Raw genomic sequence first — 25856 nt, forward strand, 5'->3', positions numbered from 1 at the left:
TTGGGACTTCCATGAGCCAGACCATCACCCCACGTCAACTGCAGCAATGGCTGTTCGACGGGCAGGAAATCGCCGTATTCGACGTGCGCGAACACGGGCAATACGGCGAAGCCCACCTGTTCCACGGGGTGAACCTGCCCTATAGCCGCCTGGAGCTGGATGTGCGCCGGCTGGCGCCGAACCCCCAGGTGCGTCTGGTGATTTACGACCAGGACGGTGGTGAGGTAGCGGCGCGTACGGCAGAGCGTTTACACGCCCTGGGCTACAGCGGTGTGCAGGTGCTCGAAGGCGGCGCCGATGGCTGGCAAGCGGCGGGTTTGCAGCTGTTTGCGGGGGTGCACGTGCCGTCCAAGGCCTTTGGCGAATTGGTCGAAGAGGCCAGCCACACACCCCATGTCACCGCGCGGCAATTAGCCGAGTGGCAGGCGCGTGGCGAGCCTCTCGTGTTGCTGGACGGTCGGCCGTTTGATGAATACCGCAAGATGACTATTCCCGGCTCCATCTGCTGCCCGAACGGGGAATTGGGCTACCGTGTGCATGACCTGGTGCCCGATGAGCGCACGCCAATCGTGATCAACTGCGCCGGGCGTACCCGCAGCATTATCGGCGCGCAGACGTTGATCAACCTGGGGCTGAAGAACCCGATCTACGCCTTGGAAAACGGTACCCAGGGTTGGTACCTGGAAGACTTTGCCCTGGAACACGGCAGCACCCGGCGTTACGCCGATCAGGTCAGCACCGACCTGGCCCAACAACGCCAGGCCGCTCGGCAGCTGGCTGAGCGGGCAGGGGTGGTCAGTGTGTCGGCGGATCAGGTCCGGCAATGGGCGGATGACGCGCAGCGCAGCCTGTTCTTGTGTGACGTACGCACTGCCGAAGAATTTACCCTCGGCAGCTTGCCGGGCGCGCAACACACGCCGGGCGGGCAATTGATCCAGTCCACCGACTTGTACATCGGCGTGCGCCACGCGCGCATTGTGCTGGTGGACAGCGACGGCGTGCGCGCGCCGATTGTTGCCAGTTGGCTGCGCCAGTTGGGGCATGAGGCTTACGTGCTGAGCGGGGGTATCGACAGTGGCCTGGTGCTACCGCTTGTGCAGCCGGTGGCGTACCAGCCGTTGCCGTTGATCAGCGCCCAGGCGCTGGCGCTGGCGTTGGCGTTGAACGATGTGAACCTGATCGATCTGCGGCCGAGCATGGTGTACCGCAAAGGGCATATTGCGGGTTCGCAATGGTCGATTCGTTCACTGTTGAAGACTGATCATCGACCTTTAGTGCTGGTCGCGGATGATCCCGCCTTGGCGGCATTCGCAGCCGACGGCTTGCCTGCAAGGCTGCTCGACGGCGGCTTCAGTGCATGGGCCGCTGCCGGCCTGCCGGTTAACGAAGACCCGCAAACCCCGCGCGATGCACAGTGCATCGACTTCCTGTTTTTCACCCACGACCGCCACAGCGGCAACAAGGATGCCGCCCGCCAATACCTGGCCTGGGAAATAGGCCTGTTGGCGCAGATGAGCGAAGCGGAAATCGCCAGCCTCAAGCCCCTGGCGCCGCCGTCGCGCGTGCGTACTCGGCTGATCCACGCCGCGCGTACCGAAAAGGGCCATGGCGCTCGTGCGGTGAATGTGCCGGTCTCCCGTTTGAGCACTGTGCTGTTTGATAACCTCGCACAGATGCGCGACGCCCGCGCTCGCCGTGACAGTGAGCGCGTGCTGAGCTACGGCGCGCGCGGCAACCCGACGTCGCATGCGCTGGAAGACCTGGTGACTGAGCTTGAGGGCGGCCATCGCACACGGCTTTACGGCACCGGCCTGGCGGCAGCGGCGCAGGTGTTTCTGGCTTATCTGCGTCCTGGCGATCATGTGCTGATCACTGACGCGGTGTATTCCCCGGTGCGCAAACTGGCCCGTGAGTTCCTGCAGCCGTTCGGTATTGAAGTCAGCTACTTCTCGCCGGATGGCGAGGGTTTGGAGGCGCAGTTGCAAGCCAATACCAAGCTGGTTTACGCCGAAGTGCCGGGCTCATTGCTGTATGAACTGTGTGACCTGCCGGCGATTGCGGCGCTGTGCAAACCGCATGGCATCCTGTTGGCGGTCGATAACACCTGGGGCTCGGGCTACCTGTATCGGCCGCTGGCATTGGGCGCGGACATTTCGATCATGGCTCTGACCAAATACCTGGGCGGCCACAGCGATGTGATGATGGGCAGTGTGTGCACCACCGAGGCAGCCTGGGCGGCGCTGGGCAAAATGAGCGACACCTTCGGCAACGCGGTGAGCGCCGACGATGCCTACCTGATTCTGCGCGGCGCACGCACGTTGGCTTCGCGCCTGGATGTGCATGAGCGCCAGGCTGTGGACATTGCTCATTGGTTGCAGGCGCAACCGCAGGTCAAGCGGGTGTTCCATCCTGCATTGCCGGAGCACCCGGGCCATGCGTTGTGGCGTCGGGATTTCAGCGGCAGCAATGGTTTGTTGTCGTTTGAATTGGCGAACCCAGACCCGGCTTGCATCGAGCGTTTTATCGACGGCTTGCAACTGTTCGGCTTGGGCGCGTCGTGGGGCGGTTATGAAAGCCTGGTCACCGTGGCCAATACCCAGGACCGGGACAGTGCGGCGGATCGCGGGCTTAACCCGGTGGTGCGCCTGCATATCGGCCTGGAAGATGTGGCGGCATTGATTGAGGATTTGCAGCGCGGGTTTGCACTTGCAGGCTGAGTGATGATCGCTCCCACGCCAGGTGGGAGCGATCCGCCGGTCAGTGTTTGACCGGGGTTGGCAATGTCACGAGGTTGACGTAGCCGTCCCAGAACTTCTGCTGATCGACGCCAAACACCACGTTGGCTTTCTGCGTACCGACCGGTGCGCCTTTTTTGTAGCCCAGTGCACGGCCGTAGTCGGCGCCAAAGGTCGCATCTACGTCCACCCACAACTCGCGGGATTCGGTGACGATTTGCGGGTTGACCAGGAACAGTGCGGGCAAACTGTCCCAGGTAAAGCTGTGGTAGCTCGGGTCTTTGTCGAACAGCGGCCCGAACTCGTGCTTGTAGAGGTCGGCAATCGCGCCTTTCTGGGCAATCACGCGCTGGTAAACCGATTTGTCGAAGGTGACTTTCTCGCACACATCATTCGGGAAAATCACGTGTTCGATCGGTGAGCGCAACACGATCTTCGCGGCCTCCGGGTCGAACCACCAGTTGAACTCCGCCGCCGGGGTGGTGTTGCCCGGGATCTCCAGGGCGCCGCCCATGTACACGATGCGCTTGATCAGCGGCACGATGTCCGGCGCCGAGCGAATCGCCAGGGCGACGTTGGTCAACGGGCCGACGGCGAGAATGGTCACCTGGTGCGGGTTGGCCCGCACGCTTTCGACGATGAACTGTGCGGCCGTTTCACTGCGCAACTGGGTGTGGGTCGCCAGGCCATCCGGTGGCGCGATCAGTTGTGAGGCCGAGGTAGGGCGCGGGTGTTTGAACGCCCCCGGCCAGCCGGAGCCAAACAGCGCTTTCTCTGCCTCGTAAGTGGCGTAGTCATGCAGCAGCGGGTAGGCGGCGCCCGAGTAGACGCCCACCTCGTTCTCCACCCCCATGCGTTCCACGGCCTTGAGGGCATCGACTTGTTCCTGGTCGACCCAGGCGTTGCCGCTGACGAGCGTCATGCCCAGCAGGTCGATGCGTTTTTGCGCATGCAACTGGGCGAGCATGATAAAGGCCTGGCCGTCATCGTTGAGCACGTTGAAGTCGGTGTCGAAGATGACTTTTTCAGCCGCCTGCGCGGTGCCGGCACACAGGCCGACGGCGACAATCAGGGCACAGCTTTTAAGGAAAGCTTGCATGGTGATTCATCCGAAAAAATTGTTGTTGTTAACGGTTCACCAGTTTCGCCGGCAAGGCGATGACCAGGAAGCTGCTGAGGATCAGGCACCCGGCGAAGAACCACAAGGCGCCCGCGCTGCTGCCTGTGACGTCGATCGCCACACCCATCAACGAGTTACTCACCAGGCCTGCGATATTCGCCAGCGAGCACGCCAGGGCAAAACCGGTGGCCGCCGCCGTGCCTTTGAGAAAGGTCGCCGGCAGGCTGAAAAACACCGGCACGGCGCCGATGATCGCGGCCGAGGCGATGGCGAACAACAGCACCGTGGCAACCACGTTATGGGTGAAGAATGTGCTGGTGGCCATCGCCGCCGCGCCGATCAGAAACGGCACGATGATGTGCCAGCGGCGTTCGCGATGTTTGTCGGAGCTGGCGCCGATCAGCAGCATGCCGAGCAAGGCCGCCACGCTCGGCAACGCAGTGAGCATGCCGATATGGAAGGTGTCGGTGATGCCCGCATTGCGGATGAATGTCGGCATCCAGAAACCCATGGCGTAGGCGCTGAGCAGGATCGAAAAATCGATACCGCCAAGCATCCACACTTTGAGATTGAAGAAGCCGTCGCGGAAGCTGTGCTTGCTGCCGGTGGCGTCCGCGTCGTCCTTGCGCAGTTCGCTTTCGAGCAGGCTCTTTTCTTCGTCCGACAGCCATTTGGCCTGTTGAAAGGTATTGGGCAGCGCCCAGAATGTCAGCACGCCGAGCAATACACTGGGCACCGCTTCAATCAGGAACAGCCACTGCCAACCACGCAGGCCGCCCATGTTGTCGAAGTGGCCCATGATCCAGCCGGACAGCGGGCCGCCGATCACGCTGGACAGCGGCAGGCCGATCATGAACAGCGCGATGATGCGCCCCCGTCGATGGGTGGGGAACCAGGTGGTGAGGTAATACAGCACGCCTGGCAAAAAGCCCGCTTCGGCGGCGCCGAGCAGAAAGCGCAGGATGTAGAACTGGGTGGTGGAGGTGACCAGCATGGTGCAGGCCGAGAGCAGGCCCCAGGTGATCATGATGCGTGCGATCCAGATCTTCGCGCCGACCCTTTCCAGGACCAGGTTGCTCGGCACTTCAAAGATGATGTAGCCGACGAAGAACAAGCCGGCGCCCAGGCCAAACGCGGTTTCACTGAAGTGCAGTTGGTCGAGCATCTGCAACTTGGCAAAGCCGATGTTGATGCGGTCGAGGTAGGCGGCCAGGTAGCAGAAACACAGGAACGGAATCAGCTTCCAGGTGATCTTGTGGTAAAGCGTGGTAACGGGGTCGGCGACCGTGGTCGCGGGCGCTGCATTCGCAATGGGCATTGGGGTGTCTCCCGGCGGTGACTTATGGTTTTTATACAGCCGCTTTTGTTCGAGCACTTCGGAGTGCTGTAAAAGCGACTTCCAAAGGCAGTGTCAGAAGACTGAGATATTTCTGGTTTGGCATTGACCTGTGGCGAGCGAGCATCTGTGGGCGCTGGCTTGCCTGCGATGGCATCGGCGCGGTGTAACAGTTACACCGCAGCGTGCGCATCGCGGGCAAGCCCGGCTCCCACAGGGATCGGCTCCCATAGGTGAATGCATTTCCAGGCCGGACCTCAGTTTTTTCAAGACCACGCTCTATGGCGCAGTTCTTAATAACGTCTTATTGCTCCCTGAACTTGCTCATCGCCTCCTGCTTGCTCACCACGTCGCCATACTTGCTGTCGATATCGAACAAGTTGGCTTCGTGGGGCGCGGGGTGTCGGTCGCCGACGCATTCGCGCACGACGATGGTGCGAAACCCGTGTTGCACCGCATCCACTGCGGTGGCACGAATGCAGCCGCTGGTGGAACAGCCGGCCAGCACCACCGTGTCGATGCCTTGGGCGTGCAGCATCGGGGCCAGGCTGCTGCCGAAAAATGCACTGGCATATTGCTTGGTGATCACCACTTCATCGGCCCGGGGCAAGACCTCGGGGCAGAACGCCGCGAGTGGGTTGCCTTCGACCATGTCCTTCATCACCGGGGCTTTCTTGACCCAGATGCCACCGTCGGCGAAATGGCCGGGATGGTAGCGGATATTGGTGTGCACCACCGCAATCCCGTGCTTGCGTGCAGTGGCCAACAGTTCGACGCTTTCAGTGACGGCAATTGCAACCTCGGGGGCATATAACGGCGCGCCTTCGGTGGTATAGCCCTGCATGAAGTCGATCATCAGCAGTGCGGCTTTTTTGCCGAAGCCAATGCGGTTGCCCCATACGCCCTGGTAGTTGGCGTCGGCGGATTGTTCGCTCATCGCAAAACTCCTCAATACGCGCCGGAGAGCAGGGCGCCGGCCCCAGGAACGATCGGCTCCAGGTCCAGCGCCTTGAGCATGGCGTAGGTGGTAGCGATGGCGGCGGTGAGCACCGGTTTGCCGGTTTGTGCCTCGACCTTGGCCACCACCGGCAGCGACTGCATCTGCACGCAGGCCGAGAGCACGATCACGTCGACGCCTTCCAGGTTCATACCGGCGACGATGGCCGGCAGGTTGGCCGGGTCGTGGCGCGCCACTTCGAGGTTGTCGGGGATCTCCAGGGCGCGCCAGTCCACCACGTCAAAGCCTTCTTCGCGGATGTAGTTCACCACCAGTTCGGTCAGTGGCTTCATATACGGCGCGACAATTGCGATGCGCTTGGCGCCCATGACTTTCAGGCCTTCGATCAGCGCACCGGCGCTGGTGATGACCGGAGCGTTGGCGTCGTTATCCGCCGTGGCCTTGCGCAGGCGCTGTTCGGAGTTGCGGTGATAACCCAGCCCCATCGCCATGATCGCCACCAGGCAGGCGTAACCCAGCACGTCGACCTTGGCATCGGACAGTTCAACGGCGCAACGGTCGGATTCGCCGTCCATCGCCGCCAGTTCTTCTTTGCGCACTTGCTTCATGCGCATGCGGCTGGAGTGAAAGGTAAAGCGCTCGGGGCGAATCGCCTGGCGCGCAGTGAGCATCGCCGGGATCTCGGTTTCCATGGTGGTGTTGGAACTCGGCACGATCTGGCCGATGCGGTAAGGCTTCTGCATGGTGGTCTCCATTCTTATTGTGTGAGGAAGTCGCCGAGGGCGTGGAAGAAACCCTCGAGGTCATCCCACGGAATCATGTGCCCGGCGTTGGGTACGCGGGCGACCTGGATGGCCGGTTGCAGGTCCTGGATTTCAGCGATGTCCTCGTCGAGGATCACCCCGCCGCGCCCTGCCACCATCAACAGGGCAGGGGCCTTGAGGTGGGGCAGGTCCTGGTGGAAGTCCACCGCGTGAAAGTCATTGAAGGCGCGCACGATGGCGGGTTCATAGCAGGTGTGCAGCCATTCGGCGCGCAGTTGCAGCTGCTCTTGCGTCCAGGTGGCGCAGAAAGCGCGCATCGCCTCGGCATCCATCCCAAGCAGGGACTGGCGGATCGAGTCGACGTACCACGGCAGTTTGCTCGGGTATTCACGCCGACCAGGGCCAGACACCGGCGGGTCGATCAGCACCACGCGGTTTACGCCCTGGGGATGTTTGACGGCACTGCGCACGGCAAAGCGCGCGCCCATGGAATGGCCGACCAAGTGGTAGCTGTCCAGGTTCAGCGCATCGGCAAACGCGCCAATGTCCTCGGCGCAGGTGTCTGCGCTGTAATCCAGCTCGGGGCCGGTGGACGACAGGCCGCGTCCACGTACATCCAGTACATAGGTGTCGAACTGCGCGCCCAGGCGCTGCGCGACAAACCCCCAGGTAATCGCCGGGCTGGTGATGCCCGGGATCAGGATCAGCGCCGGGCCTTTGCCGCCGTAACGCAAGTAGTGCTGGCGAATGCCATTGGCCTGGACGTTACCGCCATACAAAAAGGTGCTCACGCGGCCACCCCCGATTTCAGCTCCTGGGCGTACAGGTCATAGCCGTAGACCCAGGCCGGGTCTTCCTGGGTGCGCAACCAGGTATTGGCGTTGGACACCGCCTGCACGCGGGAAGCGCGCTCCTTGCGGTTGGCTTCATACAGCTCGAACGCCGTGCGGTAGTCGCTGATTCCGGTTTCCTGCAGGCAGCGCGTGAGCATGGCGGCATCTTCAATGGCCATGCCGGCGCCCTGGGCCATGTGCGGTTTCATCGGGTGGCACGCGTCCCCCAGCAATACCAGGCGGCCACGGCTCCACAGTGGGAGTGGGTTGCGGTTGCGCAGCGGCCATTTAGTCACGCTTTCGGTGGACTCGATCAATGCCTGCACGGTGGGGTGATAGCCCTTGAAGGCATCAAACATCTCCTCGCGGCTGCTGTCGACGAACGCGCCCTGGAAGTCCCATTCGGCATGGGGCACGCCGGTGACGTAGTAGTACTCGTCGCGTTTGCCGGTGGTGTAATACACCATCATGTGCCGGTCTTCGGTCCACCACTTGATGCAGTCTTCGAACCTGAGGTCGTACTTGGCCAATTGGTCGCCACGGATCAGCGCGCGGTGCGCCACCCAGCCGCTGTACAGCGGTTTTTCCACGCCGAGCAGTTCTTCGCGAATCTTCGAATTGATGCCGTCGGCGCCGATCACGATGTCGGCGTAGGTCACTTCACCGTCGGCAAAGGTCAGGCGTACCTGGGTGTCGGTTTCCTCGAGGGTATCCAGGCGTTTGTTGAAGTGCAGCGTGCCGGGTTTGAGGGTGGACATTTGCAAGGCGTGCAGGTCGCCACGGTGCACGGTGATGTAGGAGGCGCCGTAGCCGGTGAGGGGAATGCGCGAGAGGTAATCGCCGGTTTCGCCGCAACGGCTGAACCAGTGCTCGGGGTGTGAGCCCATCAAGTCCAGCTGTTGTTCGATGCCCATGCGGCGAAAGATTTTCATGATGTTGGGGCCCATGTGGATCCCCGCACCCAATCGGGAAAACGCTGGCGCCTGCTCGTAGATGTCTACGTCAAAACCGGCTTGCTGCAACAGGGTGGCCGCTGCGGCACCGCCCAGGCCGGCACCGACGATAGCGATTTTTTGTGTGCTTCCCATGGGGCGTGATCCTCTCTCTTTTTGATTTTTGGCGGCGTCTGTCCGCAAGGTTTTTAAAGTGTATACGCTCATTTTTTGAAATGGGAAGCCTGTGCTCGCAAAATAATTTTTTGAGCGTTATGGTCATCTGTAACGCTTTTATCCCTTTATCTGTTGGGTTTGTTTCGTAAGGTAACGTTGTGGTGCGCTACTTGCAGTCCGTCTGCAATTCAGGTCTCATCGTTATTAATTGGCGTATACGCTATATAAATGCACTAAAGTGAAGCGCGGTGCTTGAACGTGGTGCAGCCCAACAGGAGACAGGAAAATGCCGGTAAGCGATTGCGAACTGACCCAGATGTTTGAACACGTGCTGACGCTGTCGAAGGTCGATCCGACCCAGAGCGTTGCCGTGCTCAAGAGCCATTACTCCGACCCACGCACCGTGCGCGCCGCGATGGATGCTGCGCAGCGCCTGGGGGCCAAGGTGTATGCGGTGGAGCTGCCGTCGTTCAACCATCCCAAGGCGATGGGCAATGACATGACCGCCTACTGCGGCGACACCGCGCTCACCGGCAATATTGCCGCCCAGCGTGCGCTGGAAGCGGCTGACCTGGTCGTCGACACCATGATGTTGCTGCACTCGCCAGAGCAGGAGCAGATCCTCAAGACCGGCACCCGCATCCTGCTGGCCGTGGAGCCCCCGGAAGTGCTGGCGCGCATGCTGCCCACAGAAGAAGACAAGGTGCGTGTGCTGGCGGCCGAGCAGTTGCTGAAAAAGGCGCGCTCGATTCACGTCAAATCCCGCGCCGGCAGTGACTTTCGTGCGGCATTGGGGCAGTACCCGTCAGTGACCGAGTACGGTTTTGCCGATGAGCCGGGGCGTTGGGACCACTGGCCCAGCGGCTTCCTGTTCTCCTGGCCCAATGAAGAAACCGCCGAGGGCGTGCTGGTGCTGGACATCGGTGACATCCTGCTGCCGTTCAAGACCTACGCGCGCGAGAAGATCACGCTGGAGATCGAGAAGGGCTTTATCACCAAGATCCACGGCGGCTTCGAGGCTGAATACCTGCGTGATTACATGAAGTATTTCAACGACCCCGAGGTGTACGGCATCTCTCATATCGGCTGGGGTTTGCAGCCACGGGCGCAGTGGACTGCCATGGGGCTGCATGACAAGAACGACGGTATGTGCATGGACGCGCGGGCGTTCTATGGCAATTTCCTGTTCTCCACCGGGCCCAATACCGAGGTGGGTGGGACGCGCAAGACGCCGTGCCATATGGATATTCCGCTGCGGCATTGTGATGTGTATCTGGATGATGAGGCGGTTGTTATCGCCGGTGACGTCGTCGCGCCAGCCGCCTCACTGGCCCGCTGAAGATTCAAAGGTGGGAGCGGGCTTGCTCGCGAAAGCGGTGTATCAGTTAACAGATTCAGTGGCTGAACCACCGCATTCGCGAGTAAGCCCGCTCCCACAGGGTTGTCCGGGTTTCTTCAGTGAGAAGCTTGAGTCCATGCATTATCCCCGCCATCATGCCTGCCCATCGCTAGTCACCCACCGAGCCCGCCGTGCCTGATTCCTACGTTTTCTCTGAACAAGTTGGCCACCTGCTGCGCAAGGCCTACCAGCGCCACCTGGCGATCTTTCAGCAGAATGTCGGCGACTCCCAGCTCACTGCCGTGCAGTTTGTCACCCTGTGCGCGCTGCGCGATCACGGTGCAAGTTCCCTCACCGAACTGGTCAAGGCCACCGCCGTGGACCAGGCGACCATTCGCGGTATTGTCGAGCGGTTAAAGGCCAAGGAGCTGATTACCCTGGAGCCGGACCCGCAAGATAAACGCAAGGTGGTGGTCGACCTTTCCGCTGCCGGTGCCGTGCTGGTAGATCAAACCGTGCCCTGTGCCGCGCAGATCAGCGAGCTGACCATGAGCAACCTCAACCCGGCCGAACGGGTGGCGGTGTTGTTCCTGTTGCGCAAGATGATCGACGACCCGCAGGAATAAGTGTGGCAAGCGGGCTTGCCCCGCATTGGGCAGCGCAGCAGCCCTAAACTGACCCAGCCGCTGGGTTCTCACTGAAAAAGCGCGGCGGCCTTGATAGGGCCCCTTCGCGCCCTAACGCGGGGCGAACCCGCTCGCCACAGGGTGTGCCACCATCCGTTGGCATCGTTTTTGCTCTCGGTTCATGTAGTAGTCACTTCACGCATCAAGTGTGTCGCGAGGCCCCAGGCCGGCGACGCTTTTTTTTGACTGTTTCGTGTAGTAGGCACTTCACCAACTGATACAGGCGAAGCGAATGATCAGCCCCCTCATCACGGTAGCGCTTGAGGTCAACGGCCACACCCAAGAAGTCAGCGCCATGGCGGATACGCCGCTGTTGCTGGTGTTGCGCAATGACCTGGCGCTCAACGGCGCCAAATACGGCTGCGGTTTGGGCGAGTGCGGCGCCTGCACTGTGATCATCGATGGCGTGGCGGCGCGTTCTTGTGTGTTCCCATTGTCCGGTGCGGCAGGGCGAGAGATCGTCACTCTCGAGGGCCTGGGGACACGCCAGGCGCCGCATCCGGTGCAACAAGTGTTTATCGATGAGCAGGCCGCGCAATGCGGCTACTGCCTCAACGGCATGATCATGACCGCCAAGGCCTTGCTCGACCGCAACCCCAGCCCCAGCGAAACCGAGGTCCGCAATGAACTCTCGGGCAACCTCTGCCGCTGTGGCACTCATATCGAAATCCTGCGCGCCGTGCTGCGTGCCGCTCACCTCTTGACCGTGGATGGCCGACCATGACCGACACCCCACTTTCCCGTGACCAGTGGCTGGCCAAGGCCGGCGTCTTACTCGTCGTCGATGACGTGTTGCCGCCTTCGGGCCCGGTGGCCAAGGGCGGCACGCCCACCGTGAAACCCAAGGAGCTGGGGCTGTTTATCGCCGTCAACGATGACGGTGTGGTCTATGCGTTCAACGGCCATGTGGATCTGGGCACCGGCATTCGCACCTCACTCGCGCAGATCGTCGCCGAAGAGCTGGACCTGACCCTGGACCAGGTCAAGATGGTGCTGGGGGATACCGAGCGCGCGCCTAACCAGGGCGCGACCATTGCCAGTGCGACCGTGCAGATTTCAGCGATCCCCTTGCGTAACGCTGCGGCCGAGGCGCGACGTTTTTTGCTGGCGCGGGCGGCGGGCCGTTGGGGAGTGAGTACGGGCAGCCTCAAGGTTGAAGCCGGGGTTATCCGCGCACAGGACGGGCGCAGCACGACCTACGGTGAACTGGTCAGCGGCCAGCACGACCAGTTGCGCATCAGCGGTGATGCACCGTTGAAGGCTGTCGAGGATTACCGTCTGGTGGGCCAGGGCGCTGCGCGCGTGGATATCCCCGGCAAGGCCACCGGTGAACTGACTTACGTGCACGACATGCGCGTGCCGGACATGCTCCATGGTCGCGTCATTCGCCCGCCGTATGCCGGGTTGGATTGCGGGGATTTTGTCGGTAACAGCCTGTTAAGTGTGGACGAGACGTCTATCGCAGCTATCCCCGGAATCGTCGCCGTAGTGGTGATTCGGGATTTTGTCGGCGTGGTCGCGTTGCGTGAAGAGCAGGCGATCAAGGCCGCCCAAGCATTACAGGTGCACTGGAAACCCTGGAACAACGCCTTGCCGGACATGAGTGATGTCGAGCAGGCCATCCGCGACAACCCACGGGTGCGCCGCACGGTGCTTGACCAGGGCAATGTCGATGCAGCCCTGGCCGGTGCCAGCCAGCGCATGCCGCGCAGTTACCTGTGGCCGTACCAGATGCATGGCTCGATTGGTCCCTCGTGTGGCGTGGCCGATTACCAGGCAGCCGGGAGTCGGGTGTGGTCCGGCAGCCAGAACCCCCACCTGTTAAGGGCGGATCTGGCGTGGTTGGTTGAGTGCGATGAAAACCTGATTGATGTCATCCGTATGGAAGCCGCCGGCTGCTACGGGCGTAATTGTGCCGATGATGTGTGCGCCGATGCCTTACTGTTATCCCGCGCCGTGGGCAAGCCGGTGCGGGTGCAACTGACCCGTGAACAGGAACACCTGTGGGAGCCCAAGGGCACGGCGCAGTTGATGGATGTGGACGGCGGCCTCAACGCCGACGGCAGCATTGCCGGCTATGATTTTGAAACCAGTTACCCCTCCAACGGCGCACCGACCCTGGCACTGTTGCTCACCGGTCGCGTCGAGCCGGTGGCGGCGATGTTCGAGATGGGCGACCGCACCTCGATCCCGCCGTATGACATCGACCACATGCGCGTGACCATCAACGACATGGCGCCCATCGTACGCGCCTCGTGGATGCGCGGCGTGTCGGCCTTGCCCAACACCTTTGCCCATGAATCCTATATCGACGAACTGGCGTTTGCGGCCGGTGTCGACCCGGTGGAATACCGCCTGCGCTACCTCAAGGATGAGCGTGCCATCGACCTGGTGAAGTCCACGGCTGAACGCGCCAATTGGTCACCGCGCACCGCGCCGATGCAAACCGCCAACGAAGACCACCTGCTGCGCGGCCGGGGCTTTGCGTACGCGCGTTATATCCACAGCAAGTTCCCCGGCTTCGGCGCGGCGTGGGCGGCCTGGGTGGCGGATGTGGCCATCGACAAACAGACCGGCGACGTATCGGTGACGCGCGTGGTGATCGGCCATGACGCGGGGATGATGATCAACCCGGCGGGCGTGCAGCATCAGATTCACGGCAATGTGATCCAGTCCACCAGCCGCGTGTTGAAGGAGCGCGTGACCTTTGAAGAGTCGACCGTGGCGAGCAAGGAGTGGGGCGGCTACCCGATCCTGACGTTCCCCGAAGTGCCGCAGATCGATGTACTGATGATGCCGCGTCAGGACCAGCCGCCAATGGGCGCCGGTGAATCGGCGTCGGTGCCGAGCGCGGCGGCGATTGCCAACGCGATTTATGATGCCACCGGCATTCGTTTTCGCGAGTTGCCCATCACGCCCGAGCGGGTCTTGGCCGCGCTGAACGCCGGTACGTTGGGCGAACCTGCCAGGTCGCCGGAAAAACGCAAAAAATGGTGGTTCGGTGCGCTGTTTGCAACCTTGGGCGCGGTGCTGGCCACGGCCTGGCCGTTTCAGCCTGAAATCGCACCGATTGCACCGCCCGGTGCCGGCACCTGGTCCAAGGCCACCCTGGAACGCGGGCGTTTGCTGGCGGCGGTGGGCGATTGCGCGGTCTGCCATACGGCACCGGGCGGGGTGACCAACGCAGGCGGGCTGGCGATGCAGACGCCATTCGGCACGTTGTACAGCAGCAATATCACCCCCGATGTGAAGACCGGGATCGGCGCCTGGTCGTACCCGGCATTCGAGCGCGCGATGCGCGACGGCATTGGCCGCGATGGGCGCAATTTGTATCCGGCGTTTCCCTATACGGCGTTTCGCAATATCAACGATGCCGATATGCAGGCGCTGTATGCCTACCTCATGTCGCAGGCGCCGGTGAGCCAGGCGCCGACGCCGAATGCGATGAATTTCCCGTTCAATATCCGGCCGTTGATGGCCGGTTGGAATGCGCTGAATTTAAGGCGTGCAGAAATCACCCCGCAGCCTGAACGCGGTGAGCAGTGGAACCGCGGCAATTATCTGGTCAATGGTCTGGGGCACTGCGCGGCGTGCCATTCGCCGCGTAACCTGATGGGCGCGGAGAAGGGCGGCAAGGCGTTCCTCGCCGGTGGCCGTGTCGATGGGTGGGAAGCGCCGGCATTGACCGGCTTGTCCAAGGCCCCGACGCCGTGGACTGAAGACCAGTTGTTCAGCTACCTCAGCACCGGTTATTCCGACGCCCATGGCGTGGCCGCGGGGCCGATGGGCCCGGTGGTGAGTGAGCTGTCGAAGTTACCCAAGGCGGATATCCGCGCGATGGCGGTGTATTTGGCTTCGCTCAATGGCGAAGCGACGGCGCAAGCGCAGGTTGTGGCGGCGACTGTACCGAATCCGAATGGCCGTCGCGTGTTTGAAGGGGCGTGCAAGGCCTGCCATGCCGATGGCCTGGGGCCGAAGTTGTTCGGCGTCAGCCCGTCATTGGCGACCAACACCAATGTGCACAGCGACCAGCCGGATAACCTGATCAAGGTGATTTTGCAGGGTATCAGCAACCCGGCGACCAAGGACCTGGGGTATATGCCGGGCTTCAAGGACAGTTTGTCCACTGCTCAAGTGGCGGATTTGGTTGCGTACCTGCGAGGGCAATTTGCGCCGAATGCACCGCGCTGGGAAGGGCTGGAACAGACGGTTGCGCACCTGCGTGCCAACCCCGGCACTCACTGATATGTCCAAGACATTTGAAGATCAACTGTGGGGGCTGGCTTGTCTGCGATGGCGGCGGTTCAGTTGATATCTGCACTGACTGACACACTGCTGTCGCAGCATAGGTATCTACGCAACTCTTTGTGTCGCTTTAAGTCTGTGGGGGGTGGGTAGATTGAGTACATATCCGTTGCTGCGGTAACGGCTGCTTGGGGTTCCGCCCTTACGGCGGGTCACTTTTGGCAACGCCCCAAAAGTAACCAAAAGGTCTTTGCCCCACCACTCGGTGCCTCGCCCAGGCTCGGCATGCCCGCACTCCGGCTTGAATCCGTGGGCCGCCGCAATGGGCCATCCTTGGCCCAGTGCGGCTAACCCGGCGTCCTGCCGGGTTACCCACGGATTCAAGCCTGCGTTCGGCCATCGTGGTTAACGGGGCCTGTCAGATCAAGATCAAAAGCAGAGCACGGCGGCCTGGTAGCCGACCTGAGTGGTTGAAGCAAAAGCAGGGCAACAGCACAGCAACACCACTTTTACCGGATGAAATGAGATCCAACTGTGGGAGCGGGCTTGCTCGCGAATGCGGTGTGTCAGTCAACTTATTTGTAACTGACACACCGCTTTCGCGAGCAAGCCCGCTCCCACATTTGATTAGGTTCAGCTTCCAAGATCAGGTCGGCTGTCAGGCCGCCTCGGTTTTGCTTTTGATCTAACCACTCAGGTCGGCTACTAGGCCGCCGTGCTCTGCTTTTGATCTTGATCTGTTTTTGATTTTGATCTTAGGCGCCCCGTTAACCACGCTGGCCGAACGCAGGCTTTGGAGCGTGGGTAACCCGGCAGGATGCCGGGTTAGCCGCGATGGGCCAAGGATGGCCCATGGCGGCGGCCCACGGTCCAAAGCCGGAGTGAGGGCACACCGAGCCCTGGCGAGGTGCCGAGTGGTGGGGCATGAGCCTTTTGGTTACTTTTGGGCTCTTTTCAAAAGTGACCCGCCGTAAGGGCGGAACCCATGTCAGCCGTGACCCAAACAACGGATATGCACTCAGCGCCCCCCGACAACCACAGCACTCAACCCGTAAAAAAAGATATGTAGATACCTATGGCTATCGCAGGCAACCCAGCTCCCACTGTTTGAGCCGGTTTCTACAGCGAGGTCGGCGTGACCCCACGCACTACCAAATCACTGATAAACCCCAGCCAATCCTGCTGCGGCCCTTTAGCCGACAGGTCTTCACCGAGGAAGGAACTGAGGGTGTGGCGATTGGAGTTATAGAAGTAGCACAGCGAGGCGATCATCAAGTACACGTGCTTAAGGTCGATGTCCAGGCGGAACACACCTTGGGCTTGACCGGCTTCTATGATCGGCCGCAATACGCCGACGGCTTCTCCCGACAGCCGGCGCATCTCGCCGGACTGCTGGGCATGCTTGCCCTGGTGCAAATTCTCGATGCTCAGGATCGCCACGAACTCGGGGTGTTTGACGTAGTAATTCCAGATAAACGCCACCAAGTCGCGCAGCGCCTGCACCGGCGCATCCGGGTTCAGCTTGAGTTTGCTTTCGGCTTTATTGAACTGCTCGTAGATGTGCTCCAGCACGCAGACAAACAGGTGTTCCTTGCTGCCGAAATAGTAATAAAGCATACGGTCGTTGGAGTCGGCCGCCTTGGAGATGGTATCGACGCGCCCACCGGAATAGCCGTCGCGGGTGAACACCTGGACCGCCGCCTGCAGAATGCGCGCACGTGTCTGGTCGGCCTGTTGGGCGCGAATACCGGTCTTCTTGATCACCATTAAAAAGCGCCTTACCGACAGTCAAGGCGCGAAATATAGCATGGGCATTTTTGCGGCCGTTCTGTGACCGACAAGTTCTGTAATAAAAACGCCATTGCGCTGGGGATTGGAATCCAGTCGGGCTATTTTGGTGCGTCTTAATAACTAGAGTAGCCATGGATGAAATACCAACCCTTCAGCCGTACCCTGATTGCCACCGCACTGGTGTTGACCGTCAGCGGTGTGCAAGCCGCTTCCCAGGCCCCGGTGGCCGGTGAAAATGGCATGGTGGTCACGGCCCAGCATTTGGCAACTCACGTGGGCGTCGATGTGCTCAAGGCCGGCGGCAACGCGGTCGATGCGGCTGTGGCCGTGGGCTACGCCCTGGCCGTGGTCTACCCGGCGGCGGGCAACCTGGGCGGCGGCGGCTTCATGACCGTGCAACTGGCGGATGGGCGCAAGACTTTCCTCGACTTCCGCGAAAAAGCCCCGCTGGCGGCGACGGCCGACATGTACCTGGACAAAGACGGCAAGGTCATCGACGGCCTTAGCGCCAAGGGCCATTTGGCGGTCGGCGTACCCGGCACGGTGTCCGGGATGGAAACGGCGCTGAGCCAATACGGCACCCTCAAGCGCGCCCAGGTGATTGCCCCGGCGATCAAGCTGGCGGAAAACGGTTTCGAACTGGAGCAGGGTGATATCGACCTGCTGCACACCGCCACCGGCGAGTTCGAAAAAGACCAGGACCTGCGCGCAATCTTCCTGCACAACGGCCAGCCGATGCAGGTCGGCCAGAAGCTGGTGCAGAAAGACCTGGCCAAGACCCTCAAGGAAATCTCCGCCAAGGGCGCCGACGGTTTCTATAAAGGCTGGGTCGCCAAGGCGCTGGTGGATTCCAGCCAGGCCGGCAAAGGCATCATCACCCAGGCTGACCTCGACAAGTACAAGACCCGTGAACTGGCGCCCATCGAGTGCGACTACCGAGGCTACCACGTGGTCTCGGCACCGCCGCCGAGCTCGGGTGGCGTGGTGATCTGCCAGATCATGAACATCCTTGAAGGCTACCCGATGGCCGACCTCGGCTATCACTCGGCCCAAGGCCTGCACTACCAGATCGAAGCGATGCGCCACGCCTACGTGGACCGTAACAGCTACCTGGGCGACCCGGACTTCGTGAAGAACCCGGTCGCTCATTTGCTGGACAAGGACTACGCCGCCAAGCTGCGCGCAGCCATCGAGCCGCAGAAAGCCGGGGATTCCCAGGCGATCAAGCCGGGTGTGTCGCCCCATGAAGGCAACAACACCACGCATTACTCCATCGTCGACAAGTGGGGCAACGCCGTATCGGTGACCTACACCCTGAACGACTGGTTTGGTGCCGGCGTCATGGCGAGCAAGACCGGGGTGATCCTCAACGATGAAATGGATGACTTCACCGTCAAGGTCGGCGTACCGAACATGTACGGGCTGGTCCAGGGTGAGGCCAATGCCATCGCTCCGGGCAAGGCGCCTTTGTCGTCGATGAGCCCGACCATCGTGACCAAAGACGGCAAGGCCGTGATGGTGGTGGGTACGCCAGGAGGCAGCCGGATTATCACGGCGACCTTGCTGACCATCCTGAATGTCATCGACTACAAGATGAACATCCAGGAGGCCGTCGACGCCCCGCGTTTCCACCAGCAGTGGATGCCTGAGACCACCAACCTCGAGGCCTTCGCCGTCAGCCCGGACACCCAGAAGATCCTGGAAAGCTGGGGCCACAAGTTTGCCGGTCCACAGGACGCCAACCACTTGGCCGCGATCCTGGTGGGCGCACCGTCACTGGGTGGCAAGCCGGTAGGCAACAACCGTTTCTACGGGGCTAACGACCCGCGTCGCAACACCGGCCTGTCTTTGGGCTACTAAACGCCGTCAACTACTGCATGAGCGAGCCAGCTTGCTCCTGCAGTAGTTGTTCGACTGCGGCGAAGGCCTGGTCGCGGCGTGCCTGCCAACCCCCACGAATCACTACCACGGGCTGCCGGTGCTGTTGCAGCCAGTCCAGGCTGCCCTGGAAAAACGCCCGGCGGTCTGCCAGTTCCGGTTGGCAACGCTGGCCGTCGGCGGTCCATTCCACATCCTCGGGCGAAAGCAGAAGGTGCAGGTCGTAATGCCGCGCCAGCAACTCGCTGTCGAGCCACGCCGGGCAGTCGCCGAACAGCGTCTGGCTCCACAGCGTATTGGTCAGCAGGTGCGTGTCGAGGATCAGCAGCCCGGGTTGCTCGGCGCGCGCGGCGTCCTCCCAGGCCAGTTGGCCCCGGGCGATGGCGGGGATATCCGCCAGGGTGGTGTCACGCTGATAGTGGTCGATGAAGTACCGCACGTATTCACCGACCATCAGCCCGCCGAAGTGTGCATGCAGTTCAGCCGCCAGCCAGCTTTTGCCGCTGGATTCAGGACCGGCCAGTACCACAACTTTCATGCGTGCAACGCCGGGTCGGCGCGCCATTCACGCCAGCCTTGCACGGCAATCACGGTGAACAGCGCGTAAAGCGCGGCCGTCAGGTACAGGCCTTTATAGAGGAACAGCCCGACGAAGATCACGTCCACCGCAATCCACAGCGGCCAGCATTGCACGCGTTTTTGCGCCATCCACATTTGTGCCACCAGGCTGAAGCCGGTGAGGGCGGCGTCAAGCCAGGGTTGGGCGGCATCGGTCCAGTGGGCCATGGCGGCGCCGAGCAGCAGGCTGAAGACTGCGCCGACGGCCAGGCTGGTCATGATCGAAGGCCAGCCGAGGCTGCTGACCTGGCGGCCTTGCTTGACGTCACCGGCGCGGGTCCATTGCCACCAGCCGTAGAGTTGCAGGGCGGCGTAGACCACCTGCAGCAGCATGTCGGAATAGAGTTTCACGTCGAAGAACACCCAGGTGTAAAGCAGCACCATCACCAGCCCGATGGGCCAGCACCAGGGGTTCTGTTTGACCGTCAACCAGACAGCGATCACCCCCAGGGCGGCGGCGAACAGTTCAAGCCCGGACATGGCGGTTCCTTGGGGAGGTGGGAGAGGGCGGGGATTGTAACTTCAAAATGTCGAAGGACCAATGTGGGAGGGGCGAGCCGCCTCCCACCTGTTGAACGGTGCTAGACCTTGAATTGGCGCAGCAGCCCATTGAGCTGTTCACTCAACTCGCGCAGATGTGCGCTCGCCACGCTGGATTGTTCCGCCGCCAGCGCTGTGCTGTGAGACAAACCGGCTGCCTGGGTGACGTTCTGGTTGATGTCTTCCACCACATGCGCCTGTTGCAAGGTCGCGCTGGCAATCGAGGCGTTCAAGCCATTGAGGTTATGTAACGCCTGGCCGATGGCAGTCAGGCTGGCACCGGCCTGGCCGGCTTGCGCGATGGTGAGTTGCGAGGCGCTATGGCTGTCGCTGATCACCTTGACGGCCGCTTCCGAGTGACCTTGCAGGCGCTCGATCATCGCCTGGATCTCTGCGGTGGATTTTTGCGTGCGCTGGGCCAACAGCCGCACTTCATCGGCCACCACGGCAAACCCACGGCCTTGCTCACCGGCGCGTGCGGCTTCGATGGCGGCGTTGAGGGCCAACAGGTTGGTCTGGTCGGCGATGGAGCGAATCACTTCGAGCACGCCGCCGATCTGCGTGCTTTCACTGGACAGCGTGCGAATCACCTCCACGGCCTGGCTGATGGTGCCGGAGAGCTGGTCGATCTGCTGCAAGCTGCCGTCGATATTCACTTGGCCCTGCTGCGCCTGGGCCTGGGCATCACGCATTTCGCTGGCGGCGTGCTCGGCGTTTTTCGCCACGTCCTGCACGCCGTACGTCACTTCATTGATCGCCGTCGCCACCAGCTCCATCTGTTGCGATTGTTGCTGGCTGCGGTCATGGGCCTGCTGGGCGTTGGTGCCCAACTCCGTGGAGGACTGCCCCAGGGCGTTGGCGCACACCTGCAGCTGGCTGACCACCTGGCGCAACTTTGCCGTAAAGCTGTTGAAGTGCTGCGAAAGCTGGGTGACTTCATCGCGCCCGTGGGTGTCGAGACTGCGGGTCAGGTCGCTTTCGCCACTGGCAATATTGGCCATCGCGTTCACGGCCGTCTGCAACGGCTGCACGATACTGCGGGCAATCAACGTGACCAGCACCGCCATCATCAGTGCAATGACCAGGCCGATCAGCGAGGTTTTCCACACCTGGCCTTTGAATTCGGCCTGCACATCATCCACGTAGACGCCGGAGCCGATAATCCAGCCCCAGGGTTCGAACAGCTGGATATAGGAGGTCTTTTCCACCGGCGCTTCAGCACCCGGTTTCGGCCAGCGGTAGTTAACGATGCCGGCGCCCTTGGCCTTGGCCAGGCTCACGAACTCGTTGAACACCGCAAAACCGTCCGGGTCGCGGATGGCCGAGAGGTTCTGGCCATCCAGCTTGGGGTTGGCCGCGTGCATGATCATCACGGGCGTCAGGTCGTTGATCCAGAAATAATCGTCGTGGTCGTAGCGCAGGCCGCGCACCGCGCTCAGAGCCTGCTTTTGCGCCGCTTCGCGGGTCAATACGCCGGTTTTCTCGAGGTTCTGGTAATAAGCCAATACACCGCTGGCCGTCTGCACCACGTGTTGTGTCTGCTGGCTTTTGGCTTGGTAGAGGTCACCATGGATCTGTTTGAGCATCAGCAACCCGAGGGTCAGCAGCATCAACACGGCGACTATCAGGATCAGCCAAAGACGGCGGCTGATCGACATGCTGCGCAAACTGTTCATCGTCCTGTCACTCCGTGCTTTTTATAATAATGGGCGCTGCATCGACATTTCCGGCTTGTCTGATAGGCTTTCGGCCTGTAATCAAAAAACCTGAGTACTCCCTGATTTTTCACGAAATTTTTGCGGCCCGATGTTGAAAATCCACACCGGGCCTTGAGTGTGCTCGTCGTCAGTGAACTATTAAAAAGACAGACAAGGCATGCCGCCGCGCATGACCTTTGGGGGAAACATGGACTTTTGGACCGCCATACAGGCACTGATTCTTGGCGTTGTGGAGGGGCTGACTGAGTTCCTGCCGATTTCCAGCACCGGGCACCAGATCATCGTTGCCGACTTGATCGGCTTCGGCGGCGAACGTTTTGAAGCGTTCAACATCATCATCCAGTTGGGCGCGATCCTGGCTGTGGTGTGGGAGTTTCGGCGCAAGATCCTCGACGTGGTGATCGGCTTGCCGACCCAGCGCAACGCGCAGCGCTTCACCGTCAACCTGATCATCGCGGTACTGCCGGCCGTGGTCTTGGGGGTGATTTTTGCCGACCTGATCAAGCACTACCTGTTCAACCCGATCACCGTGGCCACCGCCCTGGTGGTGGGTGGCGTGATCATGTTGTGGGCCGAGCGCCGCCAACATGCGGTCCACGCTGAAACAGTGGACGAAATCACCTGGAAAGACGCACTCAAAGTCGGCGTTGCTCAATGCCTGGCGATGATTCCGGGCACCTCGCGCTCCGGCGCCACCATCATTGGCGGCTTGCTGTTCGGTCTGTCGCGCAAAACCGCTACCGAATTCTCGTTCTTCCTGGCCATGCCAACCATGGTCGGTGCGGCGGTGTACTCGGGCTACAAGTACCGTCATCTGTTCCAGCCCGATGATTTGCCGGTGTTTGCCATCGGTTTTGTCACTTCATTCATCTTCGCGATGATTGCGGTCAAGGCCTTGCTCAAGTTTATTGCCAGCCACAGCTATGCGGCCTTTGCCTGGTATCGGATCGCGTTCGGCCTGGTGATCCTGGCGACCTGGCAGTTTGGCTGGATCGACTGGACGGCGGTCAAGCCATGAACATTCAGCACCCGCGCCTGAAGTCGCTGATCTTTGTGTTGTTGTGCGCCGCGCCGCTGATTGGGGCGGCGTTGGTGTGGTATCGCGGCGAGACGGTGATTCCGCTGGCTGCCTACGGCGTCGTCAGTGTGGTGGCGTTTTTTCTGTACTGGGGTGACAAGCGCAAGGCGCAATCGGAGGGCCCGCGCGTTCGGGAAAATATCCTGCATGCCGTGGAGCTCGCGGGCGGATGGCCGGGGGCGCTGATTGCCCAGCAGGTGTTTCGCCACAAAACGCGCAAGGTGTCTTACCAGGTGCTGTTCTGGGTGATTGTGTTGCTGCACGAGGTGTTCTGGCTCGATCAGCTATTCCTGGGCGGCACGTTGCTGGCGGTTTTATAGGGTAGAGGCGCTTGGGATATACCCTACAAGCCTGCGGGAAGCGCCTCACTCAATCGACCATATGAATGGGCGATACACCGGCGTTATGCTCAAAGCACTGAACGCAGTGGGGTAATACGGATGTCTTTATCGGATTCATTGCTACGCCATTCTGCTACCAAACTTGGCGCATTGATTCAACAGCGCAAGCTCTCATCTACCGCCATTGTCTCCGCCTACCTCGCACGTATCGAGGCGCTCAACCCTTCGGTTAACGCCTTGGTTCAAGTGTGTGCCGAGGCGGCGCTGGCCAGTGCGTGGGCGGCGGATCATGCAGTCGCCAACGGTGAGTATTGGGGCGCGTTACACGGCGTTCCCTTTACGGTCAAAGATGTTATCGACACGCGCGGCGTGGTGTCGGCGGTGGGTTTGACTGAGCGGGCTCACTACCTGCCGGAACAGGACGCCGTGGTGGTGACGCGCATGAAAGCCGCCGGCGGCATTTTGCTTGGCAAAAGCAACTGCCCGCCGGGTGGCGGCGGCGGTGTCACCCACAATCCTGTCTACGGCGCCACGCGCAACCCGCATGCGCTTGCCTATAGCCCCGGAGGCAGCAGTGGTGGCGAAGCGGCGGCGATTGCTGCTGGGCTTTCACCGTTGGGGCTGGGCAGCGACTCCGGTGGCAGCTTGCGCGTCCCCGCACATTTTTGTGGTGTCTGTACGTTGAAACCCACCAGCGGCCGTGTGCCTAACACCGGTGTCTTTGATCACCCGGGCGGGTTGAGTGACTATCGCAGTCAGATTGGCCCGATGGCCCGGCATGTCGAAGACCTGGCCCTGGTGCTGCAGGTCATTGCCGGTGAAGATGGGCGCGATGCCGGGGTGATTCCGATGCCGTTGCGCGGTATGCAGACTCAAACGCTGAAGGGTTTGCGAGTCGCCTGGTACAGCGATGGCGGCATTGAGTCCGTCGACGCAATCACGCAAGAGACACTGCAGGTAGTGGCCGCTCTGTTGGAACGTGCAGGCGCCTTGATCCGTCCGGCCTTTCCATCGGCGTTGAGCAATGCCCGCGACATTACCGAACGCTACTGGGCAATGAGTAAAGGCACCGGCGCGCAGTCGATACAGTTGCTTTCAGATTGGGATCAGTTTCGCACGGCCATGCTGGGGTTCATGGCCGACTACGACCTTATCCTGTGCCCTGTCGACGCGGCGCCGGCAACCCGCCTGGGAGAGACTCGGCCAGGGCTGTTCAGTCACACGTTGCCTTACAGCCTGGCGGGTTGGCCTTGTGTGGTGGTGCGCGGCGGAACTGATCACGCCGGTTTGCCGGTTGGCGTGCAGATTGTCGCGCGACCCTGGCACGAGCATCTCGCGTTGGCGGCGGCAGCGGCCATTGAGCGCGCGCTGCCGTTCCCGCTTTGAGCGGTCACTCCAGCTTGAGTCCCACTTGCGTGCGCTTGGGCAGCTTGCTCACCACTAACTGGTGTGAGCGCTGCAACAGGCCACGCAGTTCCTCGGCGTTCAGCGGGTAGGGCGTGTTCATGATGATCCATTGCGCCCGTGCCAGGTACGGCGCCGGGTGGATGCCGGGGCGGTCCACATGGCCCAGGAACAGTTCTTTGTCGACCTTGAACGCCAATGAATCGCCCCGCAGGTGCTGCACGGCGAACATCTTGTTGCCGGCGATGGAAAACACCCGCACGCCGCCCCATTTGTAGTCTTCCCGTGCGCCGGGCAGGCTCAGGCAGAAGGTGGCGACTTGTTCTTCGGTCATTTTCATAGCAAACGGTCTCCGCAACCCTTGAAGGCTTCTTCCAGGTAGTCGATCCAGGCTCGGATGGCCGGCAGTACGCCACGGCGGTGCGGGTAGACCGCCTGCAGCCAGCCGCCGGGTGACGACCACTGCGGCAACAACTGCACCAATTGACCGCTGGCCAATTCCTCTTCGCAATACATCATTGGCAGCACGGTAAAGCCCAGGCTCTTCATGGCGCAGGCTTTGCGCACGATGAAATCGTCGATGCCCAGGCGGGCTTCCAGCGCCAGGTCTTCGCTATTGCCTTGCGGATCGATCAGGCGCAGGTGCACCAGGCGGTCAGCTTCAAGTGCGCCGAGCACCGGCAGTTGCTTGAGGTCTTCGAGGCTGTTGATTTGCCGCCCCTGGATGAATTCAGGGCTGGCGACGAGGATAGTCTGGGCCTGGCGCAGGCGCTTGGTCACCAGCAGTGGGTCTTCATCGCCTAACTCGCGCACGCGCAGGGCGACGTCGATGCCTTCGGCCACCAGGTCGACACGGCGGTTAACCAGGGTCATTTCCAGTTGTACAAGCGGGTGAGCGGCAAGGAAACCGGCGACCATGTCCGGCAGCATGTGCTGGGCCATGCCCACCGGGCAACTGACCCGTAAGCGCCCGCGCGGTTCGCTGGACATGCTCGCCACGGCTTCGTCGGCCATTTCCGCCTCCAGCAGCATGGCCTGGCAATGGCGCAGGTAGCGCTCGCCGACGGCGGTGAGGGTCAATTGGCGAGTGGTGCGCTGCAAGAGGCGTGCACCAAGGCGTTCTTCCAGCTCGGCAATCCGTCGCGACAACCGTGACTTGGGAATCCCGAGCAGCCGCCCGGCGGCCGCAAAGCCGCCGGCTTCGACGACTTTGGCAAAATAGTAGAGGTCGTTGAGGTCTTGCATGGTCAACCTGTTGTCCTGTCAGTGGGACGAACTATCCGCGTCTGACGAGGGCAAATCCACTACAAAAAAGCCAGCGCCTTGTGGACGCTGGCTATGACAGGCATGCAAGGCTCAGAAC

21 protein-coding genes are annotated in these 25856 nt (G+C 61.4%); 9 read left to right on the forward strand and 12 right to left on the reverse strand.

The window, feature by feature from the left end; all coding sequences use genetic code 11:
* Positions 1-11 precede the first annotated feature (11 nt).
* Positions 12-2717, forward strand: a complete 2706-nt coding sequence (metC, locus tag A7J50_RS13535) for a cystathionine beta-lyase (RefSeq protein ID WP_064452254.1) — start codon at positions 12-14, stop codon at positions 2715-2717.
* Between the two features lie 40 nt (positions 2718-2757).
* On the opposite strand, the gene A7J50_RS13540 is transcribed toward metC, so the two are convergent.
* From A7J50_RS13540 to A7J50_RS13565, 6 genes are all read right to left on the reverse strand, one after another.
* Positions 2758-3834 carry a nucleoside hydrolase gene (locus A7J50_RS13540; protein WP_064452255.1) on the reverse strand — a complete coding sequence of 359 codons (1077 nt, stop codon included), beginning with the start codon at positions 3832-3834 and terminating at the stop codon, positions 2758-2760.
* A 28-nt stretch (positions 3835-3862) separates the two neighbouring features.
* Positions 3863-5173 carry an MFS transporter gene (locus A7J50_RS13545; protein WP_064452256.1) on the reverse strand — a complete coding sequence of 437 codons (1311 nt, stop codon included), beginning with the start codon at positions 5171-5173 and terminating at the stop codon, positions 3863-3865.
* A gap of 322 nt (positions 5174-5495) precedes the next feature.
* A complete protein-coding gene (locus A7J50_RS13550; RefSeq protein ID WP_064452257.1) occupies positions 5496-6128 on the reverse strand; it encodes an N-carbamoylsarcosine amidohydrolase in 633 nt (210 codons plus the stop codon).
* 11 nt (positions 6129-6139) lie between these two features.
* On the reverse strand, positions 6140-6892 hold the full coding sequence (locus tag A7J50_RS13555; RefSeq protein ID WP_016977977.1) for an Asp/Glu racemase: 753 nt from the start codon (positions 6890-6892) through the stop codon (positions 6140-6142).
* Between the two features lie 14 nt (positions 6893-6906).
* Positions 6907-7704: an alpha/beta fold hydrolase gene (locus tag A7J50_RS13560; RefSeq protein ID WP_064452258.1), complete on the reverse strand. Its 798-nt coding sequence runs from the start codon at positions 7702-7704 to the stop codon at positions 6907-6909.
* A complete protein-coding gene (locus A7J50_RS13565; protein ID WP_064452259.1) occupies positions 7701-8834 on the reverse strand; it encodes an FAD-dependent monooxygenase in 1134 nt (377 codons plus the stop codon). The genes A7J50_RS13560 and A7J50_RS13565 overlap by 4 nt, the downstream gene beginning before the upstream one ends.
* Positions 8835-9141: 307 nt before the next feature.
* On the opposite strand from A7J50_RS13565, the gene A7J50_RS13570 reads away from it, so the two are divergent.
* The 4 genes from A7J50_RS13570 (at position 9142) to A7J50_RS13585 (ending at position 15125) form a co-directional block, all read left to right on the forward strand.
* Positions 9142-10194, forward strand: a complete 1053-nt coding sequence (locus A7J50_RS13570) for a 2,5-dihydroxypyridine 5,6-dioxygenase (RefSeq protein WP_064452260.1) — start codon at positions 9142-9144, stop codon at positions 10192-10194.
* A 191-nt stretch (positions 10195-10385) separates the two neighbouring features.
* Positions 10386-10820 (forward strand): MarR family winged helix-turn-helix transcriptional regulator, encoded by a 435-nt coding sequence (locus tag A7J50_RS13575; protein ID WP_053256240.1) that lies wholly within the window; start codon positions 10386-10388, stop codon positions 10818-10820.
* Positions 10821-11112: 292 nt separating this feature from the next.
* Positions 11113-11604 (forward strand): (2Fe-2S)-binding protein, encoded by a 492-nt coding sequence (locus A7J50_RS13580; protein WP_064452261.1) that lies wholly within the window; start codon positions 11113-11115, stop codon positions 11602-11604.
* Positions 11601-15125, forward strand: a complete 3525-nt coding sequence (locus tag A7J50_RS13585; protein WP_064452262.1) for a molybdopterin cofactor-binding domain-containing protein — start codon at positions 11601-11603, stop codon at positions 15123-15125. The genes A7J50_RS13580 and A7J50_RS13585 overlap by 4 nt, the downstream gene beginning before the upstream one ends.
* A gap of 1119 nt (positions 15126-16244) precedes the next feature.
* Here A7J50_RS13585 and A7J50_RS13590 read toward each other — a convergent pair.
* A complete protein-coding gene (locus tag A7J50_RS13590) occupies positions 16245-16892 on the reverse strand; it encodes a TetR family transcriptional regulator (protein WP_064452263.1) in 648 nt (215 codons plus the stop codon).
* Positions 16893-17051: 159 nt separating this feature from the next.
* Between A7J50_RS13590 and ggt the strand changes: the two genes are divergently transcribed.
* Positions 17052-18776 (forward strand): gamma-glutamyltransferase, encoded by a 1725-nt coding sequence (ggt, locus tag A7J50_RS13595; RefSeq protein WP_064452264.1) that lies wholly within the window; start codon positions 17052-17054, stop codon positions 18774-18776.
* 10 nt (positions 18777-18786) lie between these two features.
* Here the strand turns inward: ggt and A7J50_RS13600 are convergent, their stop codons facing one another.
* The 3 genes from A7J50_RS13600 to A7J50_RS13610 all read right to left on the reverse strand — a co-directional run bounded on the left by A7J50_RS13600 (position 18787) and on the right by A7J50_RS13610 (position 21628).
* Positions 18787-19332 carry an AAA family ATPase gene (locus tag A7J50_RS13600; RefSeq protein WP_064452265.1) on the reverse strand — a complete coding sequence of 182 codons (546 nt, stop codon included), beginning with the start codon at positions 19330-19332 and terminating at the stop codon, positions 18787-18789.
* Complete coding sequence (pnuC, locus tag A7J50_RS13605) at positions 19329-19892, reverse strand: nicotinamide riboside transporter PnuC (protein WP_064452266.1); 564 nt, start codon at positions 19890-19892, stop codon at positions 19329-19331. Before pnuC ends, A7J50_RS13600 begins: the two co-directional genes overlap by 4 nt.
* A gap of 101 nt (positions 19893-19993) precedes the next feature.
* On the reverse strand, positions 19994-21628 hold the full coding sequence (locus A7J50_RS13610) for a methyl-accepting chemotaxis protein (protein ID WP_064452267.1): 1635 nt from the start codon (positions 21626-21628) through the stop codon (positions 19994-19996).
* Between the two features lie 229 nt (positions 21629-21857).
* Between A7J50_RS13610 and A7J50_RS13615 the strand changes: the two genes are divergently transcribed.
* The 3 genes from A7J50_RS13615 (at position 21858) to A7J50_RS13625 (ending at position 24475) form a co-directional block, all read left to right on the forward strand.
* Positions 21858-22688: an undecaprenyl-diphosphate phosphatase gene (locus A7J50_RS13615; protein ID WP_064454929.1), complete on the forward strand. Its 831-nt coding sequence runs from the start codon at positions 21858-21860 to the stop codon at positions 22686-22688.
* Positions 22685-23068: a DUF1294 domain-containing protein gene (locus A7J50_RS13620; protein WP_064452268.1), complete on the forward strand. Its 384-nt coding sequence runs from the start codon at positions 22685-22687 to the stop codon at positions 23066-23068. The genes A7J50_RS13615 and A7J50_RS13620 overlap by 4 nt, the downstream gene beginning before the upstream one ends.
* A gap of 120 nt (positions 23069-23188) precedes the next feature.
* The gene (locus tag A7J50_RS13625; protein WP_064452269.1) at positions 23189-24475 is read left to right on the forward strand and encodes an amidase; all 1287 of its coding nucleotides are present in this window, start codon (positions 23189-23191) and stop codon (positions 24473-24475) included.
* Between the two features lie 4 nt (positions 24476-24479).
* On the opposite strand, the gene A7J50_RS13630 is transcribed toward A7J50_RS13625, so the two are convergent.
* Together A7J50_RS13630 and A7J50_RS13635 are read right to left on the reverse strand one after the other, a co-directional pair.
* The gene (locus A7J50_RS13630) at positions 24480-24833 is read right to left on the reverse strand and encodes an MmcQ/YjbR family DNA-binding protein (protein ID WP_064452270.1); all 354 of its coding nucleotides are present in this window, start codon (positions 24831-24833) and stop codon (positions 24480-24482) included.
* Entirely contained in the window at positions 24830-25738 is a 909-nt protein-coding gene (locus tag A7J50_RS13635) for a LysR substrate-binding domain-containing protein (RefSeq protein WP_064452271.1), read from the reverse strand. Before A7J50_RS13635 ends, A7J50_RS13630 begins: the two co-directional genes overlap by 4 nt.
* Positions 25739-25856: the final 118 nt, after the last annotated feature.

The sequence above is a fragment of the Pseudomonas antarctica genome, assembly GCF_001647715.1.
Classification (GTDB): domain Bacteria; phylum Pseudomonadota; class Gammaproteobacteria; order Pseudomonadales; family Pseudomonadaceae; genus Aquipseudomonas; species Aquipseudomonas antarctica_A.